This window comes from Kocuria sp. WRN011 (genome assembly GCF_002295155.1).
GTDB classification, from domain to species: Bacteria; Actinomycetota; Actinomycetes; order Actinomycetales; family Micrococcaceae; genus Kocuria; species Kocuria carniphila.
In genome coordinates this window covers 401125-414838 of record NZ_NSGI01000002.1, presented here as the reverse complement: position 1 = coordinate 414838, position 13714 = coordinate 401125, and the positions used below count along the sequence as shown (strand labels likewise).

Genomic DNA, 13714 nt, shown 5'->3' with positions numbered 1-13714 from the left:
GTTTTCGGTGGTTATAGCGTGGGGGAAACGCCCGGTCCCATCTCGAACCCGGAAGCTAAGACCCACAGCGCTGATGGTACTGCACTCGGGAGGGTGTGGGAGAGTAAGTCACCGCCGAAATTAACGTAAAAGAAGCAGGGGCGTCACCGATGGTGACGCCCCTGCTTCGCATTTAACACCGCGGTGGTTCAACACGGTGGTGGCGTGGAAGGGCACCGGCAGATACCGGCACCCGTCGCACCGTTTTATTAGCACTTCTGGAGGAGGGGCACCGGCTAACGCTGGTGCCCCCTTTCTGCATTTAACGCCGTGGCTGCGGGGCCACGCATTGCCGCCATGGTTCGCCACTCTTTCTTGATCGCTAGGGAGAGATGTACCGGTCAATGATCTATCTGACCGGACGACTCATGTGTAATGGGGACGTGCAGGTGTGACTGAGCGCACTGGCTGGTCCAGTTAGGGCCGGCGTATGGGATAGAAGTGAGTTGTCTGTGCCGGAGCAGTACGTAGGTGCGGTTCACGGTGGGAAAGCGCGGGTAGAACGTGTTGCAGATGTCAGGGAACAACGACGAACGGAAGCTCTTGTGGAGGCCGTCTGCTGATCGGGTCGAATCCTCTCGGATGTACGACTTCGCTAGGTGGATCGAGGAGGAGCATGATTGTGAGCTTCCCGATTTTGCTGCCCTTCACTCGTGGTCGGTGGAGAGCTCCTCGGAATTCTGGCAGGGAATCTGGGACTACTTCGGTGTGGTCTCCTCGTCCTCTGCGCACCAACCGATGAGTGACGAAGGAATGCCTGGGACTCACTGGTTTCCGGGTGCCACTCTGAACTACGCGGAGAATTCTCTGAGTGCTGCGGCAACGCGTCCGGACGAGGTAGCGATCATCGGGGAACACGAAACCGGGCAGCCCCAGATTCTGACGTGGAGTCAGCTCGAAGCCCAGGTGGCCTCTGTGGCCAGTTGGCTACGAGATCTGGGCATTGGACCCGGTGACCGGGTGGCCGGAGTTCTCCCGAACATCCCTCAGACAGCGGTTGCCTTACTGGCGGCTGCATCGGTGGGTGCAGTGTGGTCTGTGGTGAATACGGATTTCGGTCCGGGGGGAGTGGCGGATCGCTTCGCCCAGATCGAGCCCAAGGTCCTGTTCACTGTGGACGGGTACGAATTCGGTGGCAAACTCCGCGACATGACCGGTAGTTATCGTGCCCTCCGCGAAGTTCTCCCATCCGTGGAGCATCTCATTGTCGTCGATCAGTTGCCTCCCGAATCCGTCGGGGATATCCCCGAAGATGCGATGCGCTATTCGGACATCGTGGCCAGCCACGCGGAACCAGTCTATGAACAGGTTCCGTTCGAGCATCCGCTCTGGATCCTGTACTCGTCGGGAACGACAGGTAAGCCCAAGGGGATAGTGCACTCCCACGGGGGAGTAGTTCTCGAGTTCCTCAAGGCGCTGGGCCTGCACGCGAACCTCGGCCCCACCGACACTGCCTACTTTGCGGTGGCCACCACCTGGATGGTGTGGAACATGCTGGTGGGTATTCTTCTGACCGGCTCCACGATTATCACCTACGACGGCGCCCCGACATTCGGGGCGCCCAGAAGTCCTTGTCGCTCGTGGCTCAGAACAAGGCCACATTCTTCGGCACGGGTGCCGGGGTTCTGACCATGGTGGAGAGATCGGGCGTGGTGCCGAACGTCCAAGAGGATTTTTCGGCCCTCAGATCCATTTTGGTGACGGGATCGCCATTACCCGATTCCACGTGGGACTGGGTTTATCAATCCGTATCGGACAATGTTCGGCTGGGCTCGGACTCGGGAGGTACGGACATCACCAGTGCCTTTATCGGCTCCAACCCGTTCCAACCCGTGCACCGGGGCGAGATCATGGGGCCTTACCTGGGCGTGGACGTCCAAGCCTGGAACGCCCAGGGTGAGCGCGTCTGGGACGAGGTGGGTGAACTGGTCATCACCAAGCCGATGCCCAGCATGCCGGTCTATTTCTGGAACGATCTGGACGGCTCTCGGTACCGGGCGGCGTACTTCGATATGTACCCCGGGACATGGCGACACGGGGACTGGGTCACTCAGTCGAAGGAGGGCACGTTCGTGGTGCACGGTCGCTCAGATTCCACCATCAACCGTGGTGGTATCCGCATGGGATCTGCTGACATCACCCACGTGGTGGACCAGGTGCCCGGAGTATCGGCCTCCATGGTGATCGGAGCCGAGCTCGCCGGAGGTGACTATTACATGCCCCTCTTCGTGGTTCCGGAGCCCGGCCGTGCGCTCTCCGACGAGCTCAAGGCGAATATTGTGACCGCAATCCGTGAACACATCTCGCCGCGATATGTGCCGGACGAAATCATTGAGGCCCCTGCTGTTCCGAGAACACGCACGGGAAAGTTGCTCGAGATCCCGGTCAAGAAGCTCTTCCAAGGTGCAGATCCGAGCACTCTGAATCGGGCGACCACTGAGGATGCGGAGGTTCTGGACTGGTATGCCCGAACGGCACAGTCCTACACAGCGCGAGGACCCCGTCCCACGGAATGACCGGTGGAACGGAGCCCTCTGAACGCGGAGTTAGGAGACGACCTTCCCCGGATTCAAGTTGTTGCCGGGGTCAGTGCTGGAGAACAAAGCGCGCATGATGTTGGCGCCTTCGGGGGAGATGTCCTGTTCCATCCACGGCTGGTGTTCCAGACCCACACCGTGGTGGTGGGACAGTGTGCCCCCGTTGTCGATGAAGGCCTGCTGGATGGCGCTCTTGACGGTGTGGTACTCGTCGTAGGGATTCTCGTCGTCGTAGACGTACCCGAACGTGAAGTACAGGCACGCGCCAGAATGGTAGGAGTGGGACATGTGCGACATGATCCACCCCTTCTTGCCCAGCGACGCGTAGGCGCGTTCAGCGGCGTCGTACACGGCCTTGTGGACGGTAGTGAGCTTGGACCAGGGCGCGGCAGTCTCGGACACGTCACCCACGGTGTTCTGCTCGAGTAGGAAGTCTCGCAGGTACGGGGTGTCGAACTTCTTCTGGTCGTAGAGTGCGCCGGGGCCCGAACCGAGCACAATGGCCCCGTTCTTCTTGGCAATGCCGGCCACGGCCTTCTTGCGAGACTCCACGTCTTTGGGGGAGCCCTCGAAGCACACGTAGGAGATGCACATGTCGTCGGTGTCCCAGCCCCGCTTGCGCATCACTGCCCAGAGAGCATCCTGGCCCTTGGCCGCGAGCTTGCTCTTGGGCGACGTCGGCGCCTTCTGTGTGGCGAGCGAAAATGCGGTTTCGTGTGCGTCCGAAACCCGGGCGAAGGCCAACGGGATCTCCGCCTCGGTGAACTGCCGGACGGCGGTGAGCGCCTGCTGCCACGTGGGATACATGTAGGCGATGACCTGGTGCTTCTCGGGCAGACGATGAACGTGAACGGAGAGCTCAGTGATGATGCCCAGTCGGCCCTCGGAGCCGATGATCATTTCGCGCAAGCTCGGTCCCGTAGACGTGGACGGCAAGGGCCGCAACACTACGGTGCCGGTGGCTCGGACCATGCGGAGCCCACGGATGATGTCCGCGATGTCACCGTACTTGTCCGACTGCATGCCGGAGGAGCGAGTTGCCGCCCAGCCACCCAGCGTGGAGTAGGTGAATGAATCGGGGAAGTGGCCCAGGGTCCAACCGCGGGCGTTGAGCTGTTCCTCCATGTCCGGGCCGAGTACGCCGGCCTGGATGGTGGCAAGCCCGGAGGTCTCGTCGATCTCGAGGACCTTGTTGAGTCGCCCGAGGTCCACGGAGACGATGCAACGCTCCTCGGCCGGATCCGGTTGGAGGCTGCGCGAGATGCTGCTGCCGCCGCCGAAGGGAATGAGCACGAGATCGTATTCGACCGCTGCGCGCATGAGGGCCGTAACCTCGTCCTCGGTGCCGGGGTAGACGACGACGTCCGGGATACGGTGGAAATCGTTGCGCAAGGTCTGCAGAAGCTCTAGAACTGACTTGCCGGCCCAGTGGATGACGCGCAGTTCGTCGTCAGTGCTGACGTTATCCGCGCCGTTGATCTCCCGGAGCAGCTCGAGAACACTGTCCGGAGCCTTGGACGCGGGAACGTTTGCGGTGGAGAAATCCACGGTGTCCCGCTCACGCGGGCGCAGCGTCACTCCGATGGCTTCTTTGACGAAGGGTGCGAACGCCGGCTTGTTCTCGTAGTTGAAGAAAACGCCTTCTTCGCCCCAGCCCCACCATTTCTGGTGTTTTACGTGTGCCACTGCTGTGCGACCTCTTTCCTCGGGGGTGTTCAGTCCTGAATCTTGCTTCGGTTCGAAGCGTACAGTGCGCGAACCGCTGCCTCGATGCGTTCGTTGAACCCCGTGACTGTTTCGTTTCCGCGGGCGCGCAGGGGCGCTCCCACAGCCACGACCACGGGTGGCCTACCGGGACGAGGCCAGCTCGAGTCCTTGGGCATGGCCTCGTGAGCGCCGATCAATGCCACGGGTACCACGGGCACCTCGAGTGAGTGGGCCAGACTGGCCGCTCCCACCTTGAACGGCGCCATCTTGCCGGTCTTGGACCGCGTTCCCTCCGGGAAGATCAGGATGGGTATCCCCGCGGCCAGCAACTTCTTGGACAGCCCACGGTTGGCGCCGGTTCCGGTGCGGTCGATCGGGAATGCATTGAAAATCAGCTGAGTGAACAGCTTCTTGTACCAGGCCGTGAAGAAATAGTCGGCGGCCACGCCCGTGGCCAGGTCACGTGAGATGTAGTGGGGAACGCCGCTCATCACGAGAGGAGCGTCCAGGTGGCTCGAGTGATTGGCCACGACCACGCAGCCACCCTTGACACCGTACGCGGCGGGATCCACCACGTTGGTGCGGGTGATCAGCCGGTTGACCAGGCCCCTGAAGAAGACCGTTTGTGCAACCTTGCGAGCGATCCTGCGACCGGCATGGGTGTAGTAAGCGGTACCGACTTTGGCTGAATCCGCAGGCGGGGCAGGGGGAGCGGGGTCGGCCTGTGCCACGGGGCCCTCGAGGGACTCCATGATGTGGGGGCGCTCGACCGGCTGGCGGGAGTGTTTGCCGCGATGACGGACGCCCTCGCCCTGAAGAGAATCCGGCTGCTCGACCGGCTGACCGGCATGTTTGCCGTGAGAGCGGCTGCCCTCGTGCTGGGGAGGATCAGACTGGTTGTCTTCCGGTGCCATGGGATCAGGCCTTCTTCTCGCGCTTGCGGGCCCCGGAGACTTGCCGGGAGATCCAGCGCACCGCGGGGCGAGGAAGGTGGTGCAGGGTCGTGTAAACGGCCTTGTAGCGGAGGGTGGGGATCGAAAGGACCTTGCCCCGGGCGACGTCGGCGAGGGCCTCGTCCGCGACGCTGTCCGCGTCGAGCCACATGAAATTGGGGATCGATGAACCGGCAATCCCGGCGCGGCTGTGGAATTCCGTGCGCACCCAACCGGGCAGGACCGCGGTGGCACGCACTCCCGTCCCGTGCAATTCGACAGCCAGTGATTCCGTCATGGACGTGACGTAGGCCTTGATGGCCGAGTATTCGCCCATGGTGACGCAGCCTGCGATCGAGGCAATATTCACGATCCATCCCGTTCCACGTTCCGTCATGGAGCGCCCGGCAGCACCGGAGAGCACAGCCACGGTCCGACACATGACGTCCACGCCCACGTCGTGCGGGGAGAAATCATCAGTCAGGAAAGGTGTGCCCACCGAGAAACCGGCGTTGTTGACGAGCAGGTCCACAGGACGTGTCGTGTCGGCCAGCCGTTGGGCCACGCGCTCCACGTGCTCACGGTCGGACAGGTCGGCAGCCATGATCTCCACGTGGATACCGTGCTCACCGGCCAATTCATCGGCAACTTCACGGAGCCGATCTTCGTTGCGGGCCACCAGAATCAGGTTGAAGCCCTTGCGGGCTAACGAGCGTGCGAACGCGGCTCCCAGGCCTGACGTTCCACCGGTCACAAGAGCGGTAAGCATGCCACTAAGATACACTACGGTAGGCGTAGCGATTCGGGTTCATGACCCGCTCGGACCAACGCGTTCGCCGGGAGTTTTCGAGGAGGGACAATGGCAGAGGAGCCCTACCTGGCATTGCACCGACAGGGCAGGTTGTACGGCCCCACGGACCAGGAGCTGGTCCTGCGAACTCCCTTCGAGGTCCAGCAATTCACCCTGGATGCCCAGGGCAGTCTGCGCGCCGAGGTCGACACGCGTGCGTTCCAAAAGCACCCGTTGAGCCCCGAAAGGCTCCGGGACCTGCAGTACCTGTGGGACGTGGAGCGTTCGACCATGGGACAGGTCCGACACGTCGTGGTCAGCTACACGAACAAGGAATCACGCGTCGCAGCCTTCCTGACCACGTGGGCTTATGAGCGCCACTGGATCGCCGATGCCTATCAGGCCATCCTCGAAGCCCACGGACAGGACGTCTCCGGACCCGTTGTCCACGACCACCTGTTCCTGGACCGTGTGGAAATGGCGCTGGACACCCTGGCCCCCATGACCGATTCCGTGTGGACCAATCTGTTCGGTGAGGATGTCGTCGCTGGGCAAATGGCGCGCGGCTGGTCTCGTGAGGCCAGCATGCGAGCAGCGATTCAGGCGTTCGACGACGCCGCCGGTTACCCTGAACTTTCGGCTCTCCTGCAGCGCGTGGTCCGGCTCAAGCGCGTCCACGAACGCTTCTTCGCGGTTGAAACCGGTGAGCGTGTTCGACGCTCACCGCGGGCCGCGGCCTTCGCCCGTCGCTACGTGTCCTTCGGATTCAACCCGATGCGTCCGGTGGGCGTTTCCCGGAACGCCTTCCGCGAGTTCATCGCGAGCGTGTGCCCCACGGTGCACGACACTCATCTGCTGCTGCAGCAGGCCGATGAACCGCTACAACGCACGCCCGAAACGGCGGGCACCGAACCGCTGCGCAGGGCCCTCGAACGCGATGGAGTAGTGAACCGCTACGCTCTTTTCTAAGTTGCTGAACCCCAGTTGTTGAACCAGAGGGGTCGGCGAACATCCGTCCCCGTCCTCACGCCGCGCGCGTGTCAGAACATCCCTACCTTCGGAGGAACCCGTTGACCCAGACCACCACCAAACGCGTCCTGCTCACGGGAGCCACCGGGTTCCTCGGGCAGGCGGTTCTGGAGCGTTTGCTGTCCAGCCATGACGACATCCACGTCACCGCGGTGATCCGCCCCAAGGGTTCCTTGTCCGGCCAGGCTCGTCTGAAGCAGTTGCTGCGCAAGCCCGTGTTCAAGACATGGCGCGATTCGGTGGGTAAGGAACGTGCCGAGGAAATCTTCGCCGAGCGCACCAGCGTTCTTGAGGGCGACCTCACCGGTCTGGCGAGCATCACCGAGCCGTTCGACGTGGTGGTGCACTCCGCCTCGACCGTGTCCTTCGACCCGCCCATCGATGAGGCGTTCAAGACCAACGTGGGCGGCGCCGTCGGCCTGTACGAATCACTGCGTGCCACGGGTCAGAACCCCCACGTGGTCCACGTGTCCACGTGTTATGTGGGAGGCATCGCCAAGGGCCTGCGTCCGGAAGCCCCCGTGGATCACAGCGTGGATTGGAATGTGGAGTTCGAGGCAGCCATCCGGGCCGCGGACACCGCGCAGGTGGAATCCCGCTCCCCGGAGCGACTCCAGTCCTTCATCGAAAAGGCCACCGCCCAGTTCGGCAAGGAAGGTCCCAAGTCCGTGGCTCGCGCCGCGGAGGAAGCTCGCCAGGCCTGGGTTCAGGAGCGATTGGTCGACCACGGCCGCACCCGCGCACAGTCGCTGGGTTGGACCGACATTTACACCTTCACCAAGGCCCTGGGCGAGCGCGTTGCGGAAGAGAAGTGGGCCGGCGTGGGTCACCAGTTGTCCATCGTGCGCCCGGCCATCATTGAATCCGCCCTGCGGTACCCGTTCCCGGGCTGGATCGACGGCTACAAGGTGGCGGACCCGCTCATCATGGCCTACGCCAAGGGTGCGCTGCCCGAGTTCCCGGGGCTGCCTGACTCCGTGTTGGACGTGATCCCGGTGGATTTCGTGGTCAATGCGATCGTGGCCCTGGTGACGCAAGGTCACCGAGCGCCGTCGGGTGAGCTGACCGGGGAAACGGACATCGATCCGCAGGCTGCCTACTACCAGGTGTGCTCGGGTGCCTCGAATCCGCTGCCGTTCCACCAGATGTACGAGAACGTGCGGGAGTTCTTCCTGGCCCAGCCGCTCGAGGACTCCAACGGCAACCCCATTACGGTTCCCGTGTGGAAGTTCCCGGCCAACAACGCGGTGGAGCGCGGGCTCGCGCTCAAGGAAAAGCTCGCCGCCGCCGGTGGCAAACTGAGCGCCGTCCTGCCGGCCACGGCACGCACCCGGGAATGGACCAACTCGCTGCACCGGATGCAGACCGGGCTGGGCTCCTTGCGCACCTACGTGGATCTGTACCAGAACTACACGCGCACCGAAATGATCTTCGACGACACCCACACGCGCCGGCTGGATCGGGCGCTCCCGGAGTCCGCGCCCGAGGACCAGCACTTCGACCCGCGCGCCATCGACTGGCGCGACTACTGGCAGAACGTACACCTGCCCGCGCTCACCGAAATGACCCGGGCCTACGGGCGTCTCAAGGCGGCGTCGCGCAAGCGAGAGTCCCGCCCGCGGGGGCTCAAGTCCGGTACGGACGTGGTGGCGGTCTTCGACCTCGAGGGCACCGTGGTCTCCGGGAACATCATTACCCAGTACGCCAAGCTGCGCCGCCGCGAGCTGAGCCCGGTGCAGTGGCCCGGTGAGATCACCGAGCTGCTCGGCAACGCGCCCACCTACGTGAAGGCGGAACGCCGTGACCGCGGTGAGTTCATCCGCGCGTTCCTGCGCCGCTACGAGGGCGTCTCCGTGGAGCGCGTGGAAGAGCTCATGAACGGTTCGCTGGGTCGCACCATGGAGAAGAGCCTGCGACCGGGGGCCCTGCAACGGATCGAGGAGCACCGCGCGGCCGGCCACCACACCGTGCTGGTCACCGGTTCCCTGGACCTGTTGGTGAGCCCCATCGCGGATCTGTTCGACCACGTGGTGGCCGGACGCATGGAAGTCACCGACGGCAAGCTCACCGGCTACCTGGCCACCCCGCCGCTCGTGGACGAGGCCCGTGCCCAGTGGCTCAAGCGCTACGCGGAGGAGAACGGTTACGACCTGAGCCGTTCCTACGGTTACGGCGACTCGGTGGCCGATGCCAGCTGGCTGTCCCAGATCGGGCACGCGTACGCCGTGAATCCCGATCTTCCGTTGTACCGCCGTGCCAAGAAGTCGCACTGGCCCATCGAAGACTGGAGGAAAGCCTGAGTCATGGCCTTCAACATCGACAAGTTCGCAGAGACTTCGCAGCGAGTGAAATGGGCTGACCTGGACATGGGTGAATTCATCACCCGTCCCTTGCCCGAGAAAACGCTGCGCTGCCTGCGGTACATGTGCGATGTGGAGTACCACACGGTGTGCTACATGCGAGACATGTTGGTGACTCCCTCGCACCAGGACAGGGACGTCTCCACGTTCATGACCATGTGGAACCGCGAGGAGTATTGGCATGGTGAGGCGCTCGCCGAGGTGCTGGGCTTGCACGGCATCGTGGTCGACTACGACGAGCTCAAGGCCAAACGCATGAAGCTCGGGTGGTCCGAGGCGCTCAAGCCGCTCAAACAGTCGCTGTTGTCCAACATGGTGGGCGCGGACTTCATTGCGACCCACATGGCGTGGGGCGCGGCCAATGAGTGGTCCGCGGTCGCTGCCTACCGGCGGCTGGCCGATCTGGAGAAGCACCCGGTGCTCGCGGTTCTGCTCAAGCGGATCGCGGCGCAGGAATCGCGTCACGTGGCTTTCTACGCGACACAGGCCCGACGCCGCTTGGAATCTTCCCGCAAGGCCCAGCGCCTCACGCGGTTCGCGCTACGGAAATTCTGGGCGCCCGTGGGTTCCGGCGTCATGGACACGGACGAAGTGGATCACGTGATGCGCGAGCTCTTCGGCGGGAAGGACGGCGCCCACGAGATTGATCGGCTGGATCACAACATTGCCAAATTGCCGGGCATGGACGGCCTGCGGATCTTCCACAACGCCACGGCGCACGCCCGAGAGTCCTATCGGGCGGAAGCAGTGTCGGCCTGACCATGGTGGTCGATACACCCACGCCGGAACGGGGAGCGGCCACGGACCCGCGCACCGCTCGCACGGATCGAAAGATCTTGGCGGGAGCCTTGAAGCTGCTGCGCGAATCCGGTCCTCAGAAGGTCACGATCGAAGCGGTGGCCGTGGTTTCCGGAGTGGCCAAGACATCGATTTACCGGCGCTACAGCAACAGTGAAGAATTGTTGGAAGCGGTGCTGGAGCAGGTCTACGCCACCCTTCCGCCGGCCCCGCCCAGCTCCGGGGCCTGGGAAGACACCATGCGTGAAGCCATCGAAGTGCTGTTCGAGGACCTGGGCAAGGGCGTGGCCCTGACCCTGCTCCAAGACCCCCACTCCACGACGTCGGAAGTGCTGCGGCGCAAGATCATCAGGCCGCGCATGGAGATCCTCCGGTGCCTGCTGCAACGCGACGTGGAACTCGGGCTGATCCGCGAGAACGTGGACCTGGACGTGGTCATCGATTTCATGCTGGGGGCGTCCTACGCCCACGTGGCGAGGTACGGCAGCCTGGGCCAGGACTGGCCGGCGCGAGTGCACGCCACGCTGACGAATCTGGTGGTGGTCGAGCGCGCTTGACGGCCGGTCCACCATCGGTTCTGACCCGGTGGATATGTGACGAGTGTTGCAAGTATGAAGTTTTGGGTCTGCTTTTTCGGCGTCCAGACCGTGAACCTCCTAGCGTGAAGGTCGTTACCGTTACGAACGGTGACTCCCACCAGTGATCGTTCAGGAGTATCTCGTGAAACCGTCATCCCCCGCCGCACCCGCGGACACCGAGCCCACGGGGCAGCGCGCCGAGGCACAGCAGCGGCCAGAGGCCTTGACCGTGGTGCCAGCACGAAATCCCTGGCGCTGGGTCGGGACCGCTCTGGTCGCAGTGGTGCTGTTCGGCATCGTCTGGTCCCTGTTCACCAATCCACGGTGGCAATGGGGTGTGGTGGCCGAATGGTTCACCGCGGAGTCCGTGGTTCGGGCACTGGGCAACACCCTGCTCCTCACCGCGATTGCGGCGGTCGGCGGGTTCGTACTCGGGTTCTTCCTGGCACTCATGAGGATGTCCAGTTCGGGGCTGTTGTCCTCGGTCGCGTGGTTCTACATCTGGATCTTCCGCTCCGTACCGCTGCTGGTTCAGCTGTTGCTCTGGTACAACGTGGGCTACCTCTACGAAGTGATCAGTGTGGGTATCCCAGGAACGGATGTGGCGTTCTTCCAGGCCCCCACCACGGACATCATCAACAAATTCGGTGCTGCCGTACTGGGGCTGACGCTGCACCAGGCCGCCTACTCCGCAGAGATCATTCGCGGCGGCATCCTGGCGGTGGATCAAGGCCAACAGGAGGCGGCGGCGTCGTTGGGTATTCCGCGCTGGCGCCGCTCCACGCACATCGTGCTACCCCAAGCGCTGCGCTCGATCCTGCCGCCGGCGTTCAACGAGATCATCAGCTTGGTCAAGGGCACTTCGGTGGTCTACGTCCTGGCCTACAACGAGCTCTTCTACACGATCCAGGTGATTTACGCCCGTACCAATGAGGTCATCCCCATGCTGCTGGTGGCCACGCTGTGGTACGTGATCATCACGACCGTGCTCAACATCATTCAGTACTACGTGGAGCGTCACTTCGCCCGCGGTGCGGTGCGGACCCTTCCGCCCACCCCGCTGCAGCGGCTGCGTTCCCGCATTGGAGGCACGCGATGAGTTCGACCGCCAACGACCAACAGACTCCGGACGAGCAGACAGCGCGGCCGGTCAAGGGGCACGTGGTCATCGAGAACGTGTACAAGTCCTTCGGGGACGTGCGAGTGCTCGAGGGCGTGAGCCTGGATATCAAGCCCGGTGAGGTCGCGGCCATTCTGGGTCCCTCGGGTTCCGGTAAGTCGACACTCCTGCGCACGGTCAACCACCTGGAGAACATCGACGCCGGCCGGATCACCATTGACGGGAAAATGGTCGGCTACGAACAGCGCGGCGACAAGCTCTACGAACTGCACGAGAAGGAGATCCTGCGCCGGCGCACCAACGTGGGCATGGTGTTCCAGCAGTTCAACCTGTTCCCGCACCTGCGCGTGCTGGGCAACGTGATGGAGGCCCAGGTGTCGGCCCTGGGGCGGTCCAAAACGGAGGCGCGGGCCAAGGCCCGGGACCTGTTGAAGCGCGTGGGCCTGGAGGACAAGGAACTCGCCTTCCCCCGGCAGCTGTCCGGAGGGCAGCAGCAGCGTGTGGCCATTGCGCGCACCCTCGCCCTGGACCCGGCCGTGGTGCTCTTCGACGAGCCCACCTCCGCTTTGGACCCCGAGTTGGTGGGTGAGGTGTTGGACGTGATCCGCGACCTCGCATCGCAAGGCGTGACCATGCTGGTGGTGACGCACGAGATGGGGTTCGCGCGCGACGTCGCCGACACCGTGATCTTCATGTCCGACGGGCTGGTGGTCGAACAAGGGCCGCCGCGCGAAGTGTTCTCCTCGCCCAAGCACGAACGGACCCGGGCGTTTCTGGGGTCGGTCCTGGAACCGGCGTACAACCTGTGAGCCGCGGCATGGACCGGCGCACGGTGTTGCGTGTGGCCGGAATCGGTGGCTTGGGGCTGCTGGGCCTCACGGCGTGCACCCACCCCGACCAACCCCAGCCGACCCGTGAGGACGGGGTGCCATTCGATCTGAGCCCCGAACAGAACAGCCGAATCCGCTCCGAGGTGGATTCAGCCGCGCAGGCCCTGCTGCCCGAGAAGATCGCGGCCGGGGGAGTGCTCACCGTGGGTGTGCTCAACACCTCGCCTCCGCTGGCCTTCAGCGCGACCGACGACGTCACACCCATCGGCTCCGAGGTGGACACGGCTTACCTCATCGCGGACAAGCTGGGGTTGGAACTCGATACGCAGGTCACCTCGTGGGAGAACTGGCCGCTCAAGTTGGGTGCCAACGAGTACCACGCGGCGTTTGCGAACGTGGGGGTGACCGAGCCCCGGCTCAAGCTCTACGACTTCGCGACCTACCGTGCTGCCTACATGGGGTTCCTGGCGCGCAAGGGTCAGGGGCCCGTGGTGAGTTCACCGGACGACATTTCGGGACGGAAGCTGTCCGTCACTCCGGGAACCAACCAGGAAAAGATCGTCATGGCGTGGAACGATCAACTGGTCGCGCAGGGCAAGGAACCGGCCGCCCTCGACCTGTATCTCGACAACACCAATGCAGTGTTGGCACTCGCGGCCGGTCGGATCGACTACTACCTGTCGCCATTCCCCACGGGGGCCTATTACGCAGCCACCCGCGATGACCTTGAGGTGCGTGGAAAGATCAGCGCCGGCTGGCCCAAGTCCACGCTGGTCGCGGCCACCACGCTCAAGGACTCCGGGCTGGCCAGGCCGTTCCAAGCGGCCCTGCAATCCGCGATCTCCTCCGGTGAGTACCGTCAGGCACTCAAACGCTGGGGACTGGAAGAAGAGTTCCTTCCCGAATCGCTGATCGTCACGGAGAAAACCGGGATGCCCTAGCGTTTTCGGTGCTGCATCACTGCGGGGCAGCCGATGGTTGCCCATCGGGGCGG

Annotated in this window: 12 protein-coding genes, 1 rRNA gene and 1 pseudogene; 11 read left to right on the top strand and 3 right to left on the bottom strand. The window is 63.6% G+C overall.

The window, feature by feature from the left end:
* Positions 1-3: 3 nt before the first annotated feature.
* The 4 genes and pseudogenes from rrf to CKW39_RS15705 all read left to right on the top strand — a co-directional run bounded on the left by rrf (position 4) and on the right by CKW39_RS15705 (position 2555).
* Positions 4-120: ribosomal RNA gene (gene rrf / locus CKW39_RS04595) — 5S ribosomal RNA — on the top strand.
* Positions 121-552: 432 nt separating this feature from the next.
* A pseudogene (locus CKW39_RS15715) lies at positions 553-783 on the top strand (hypothetical protein); the annotation flags it as partial.
* Positions 784-792: 9 nt separating this feature from the next.
* Entirely contained in the window at positions 793-1668 is an 876-nt protein-coding gene (locus CKW39_RS15710) for an AMP-binding protein (protein ID WP_254049281.1), read from the top strand.
* Positions 1620-2555 carry an AMP-binding protein gene (locus CKW39_RS15705; RefSeq protein ID WP_254049272.1) on the top strand — a complete coding sequence of 312 codons (936 nt, stop codon included), beginning with the start codon at positions 1620-1622 and terminating at the stop codon, positions 2553-2555. The genes CKW39_RS15710 and CKW39_RS15705 overlap by 49 nt, the downstream gene beginning before the upstream one ends.
* Positions 2556-2585: 30 nt before the next feature.
* Here CKW39_RS15705 and CKW39_RS04585 read toward each other — a convergent pair whose 3' ends face one another.
* The 3 genes from CKW39_RS04585 to CKW39_RS04575 are packed head-to-tail and all read right to left on the bottom strand — an operon-like array spanning position 2586 to position 5984.
* A complete protein-coding gene (locus CKW39_RS04585; RefSeq protein ID WP_095796958.1) occupies positions 2586-4262 on the bottom strand; it encodes an FAD-binding oxidoreductase in 1677 nt (558 codons plus the stop codon).
* A 29-nt stretch (positions 4263-4291) separates the two neighbouring features.
* Positions 4292-5197: a 1-acyl-sn-glycerol-3-phosphate acyltransferase gene (locus CKW39_RS04580; RefSeq protein ID WP_095796957.1), complete on the bottom strand. Its 906-nt coding sequence runs from the start codon at positions 5195-5197 to the stop codon at positions 4292-4294.
* 4 nt (positions 5198-5201) lie between these two features.
* Positions 5202-5984, bottom strand: coding sequence for an SDR family oxidoreductase (locus CKW39_RS04575; protein WP_095796956.1), 783 nt, complete (start codon positions 5982-5984; stop codon positions 5202-5204).
* Positions 5985-6074: 90 nt separating this feature from the next.
* Here CKW39_RS04575 and CKW39_RS04570 point away from each other — a divergent pair, with 90 nt between their 5' ends.
* From CKW39_RS04570 to CKW39_RS04540, 7 genes are all read left to right on the top strand, one after another.
* On the top strand, positions 6075-6974 hold the full coding sequence (locus CKW39_RS04570; RefSeq protein WP_095796955.1) for a hypothetical protein: 900 nt from the start codon (positions 6075-6077) through the stop codon (positions 6972-6974).
* Positions 6975-7075: 101 nt separating this feature from the next.
* Entirely contained in the window at positions 7076-9334 is a 2259-nt protein-coding gene (locus CKW39_RS04565; RefSeq protein ID WP_095796954.1) for an HAD-IB family hydrolase, read from the top strand.
* A gap of 3 nt (positions 9335-9337) precedes the next feature.
* Entirely contained in the window at positions 9338-10153 is an 816-nt protein-coding gene (locus tag CKW39_RS04560; RefSeq protein WP_095796953.1) for a hypothetical protein, read from the top strand.
* A 2-nt stretch (positions 10154-10155) separates the two neighbouring features.
* Positions 10156-10749 (top strand): TetR/AcrR family transcriptional regulator, encoded by a 594-nt coding sequence (locus tag CKW39_RS04555; protein ID WP_095796952.1) that lies wholly within the window; start codon positions 10156-10158, stop codon positions 10747-10749.
* 163 nt (positions 10750-10912) lie between these two features.
* Complete coding sequence (locus CKW39_RS04550) at positions 10913-11869, top strand: amino acid ABC transporter permease (RefSeq protein WP_173674275.1); 957 nt, start codon at positions 10913-10915, stop codon at positions 11867-11869.
* Complete coding sequence (locus CKW39_RS04545; protein ID WP_095796951.1) at positions 11866-12699, top strand: amino acid ABC transporter ATP-binding protein; 834 nt, start codon at positions 11866-11868, stop codon at positions 12697-12699. Before CKW39_RS04550 ends, CKW39_RS04545 begins: the two co-directional genes overlap by 4 nt.
* Before the next feature lie 8 nt (positions 12700-12707).
* Positions 12708-13661, top strand: coding sequence for a transporter substrate-binding domain-containing protein (locus CKW39_RS04540; protein WP_143469931.1), 954 nt, complete (start codon positions 12708-12710; stop codon positions 13659-13661).
* The last annotated feature ends 53 nt before the right edge of the window (positions 13662-13714 follow it).

Coding starts and splice junctions, on each gene's coding strand:
- CKW39_RS04580 (WP_095796957.1), bottom strand. CDS start 5,197: ATGGCACCGGAAGACAACCAGTCTGATCCTCCCCAGCACGAGGGCAGC.
- CKW39_RS04560 (WP_095796953.1), top strand. CDS start 9,338: ATGGCCTTCAACATCGACAAGTTCGCAGAGACTTCGCAGCGAGTGAAA.
- CKW39_RS04545 (WP_095796951.1), top strand. CDS start 11,866: ATGAGTTCGACCGCCAACGACCAACAGACTCCGGACGAGCAGACAGCG.
- CKW39_RS04570 (WP_095796955.1), top strand. CDS start 6,075: ATGGCAGAGGAGCCCTACCTGGCATTGCACCGACAGGGCAGGTTGTAC.
- CKW39_RS15710 (WP_254049281.1), top strand. CDS start 793: ATGCCTGGGACTCACTGGTTTCCGGGTGCCACTCTGAACTACGCGGAG.
- CKW39_RS04575 (WP_095796956.1), bottom strand. CDS start 5,984: ATGCTTACCGCTCTTGTGACCGGTGGAACGTCAGGCCTGGGAGCCGCG.
- CKW39_RS04540 (WP_143469931.1), top strand. CDS start 12,708: ATGGACCGGCGCACGGTGTTGCGTGTGGCCGGAATCGGTGGCTTGGGG.
- CKW39_RS04555 (WP_095796952.1), top strand. CDS start 10,156: ATGGTGGTCGATACACCCACGCCGGAACGGGGAGCGGCCACGGACCCG.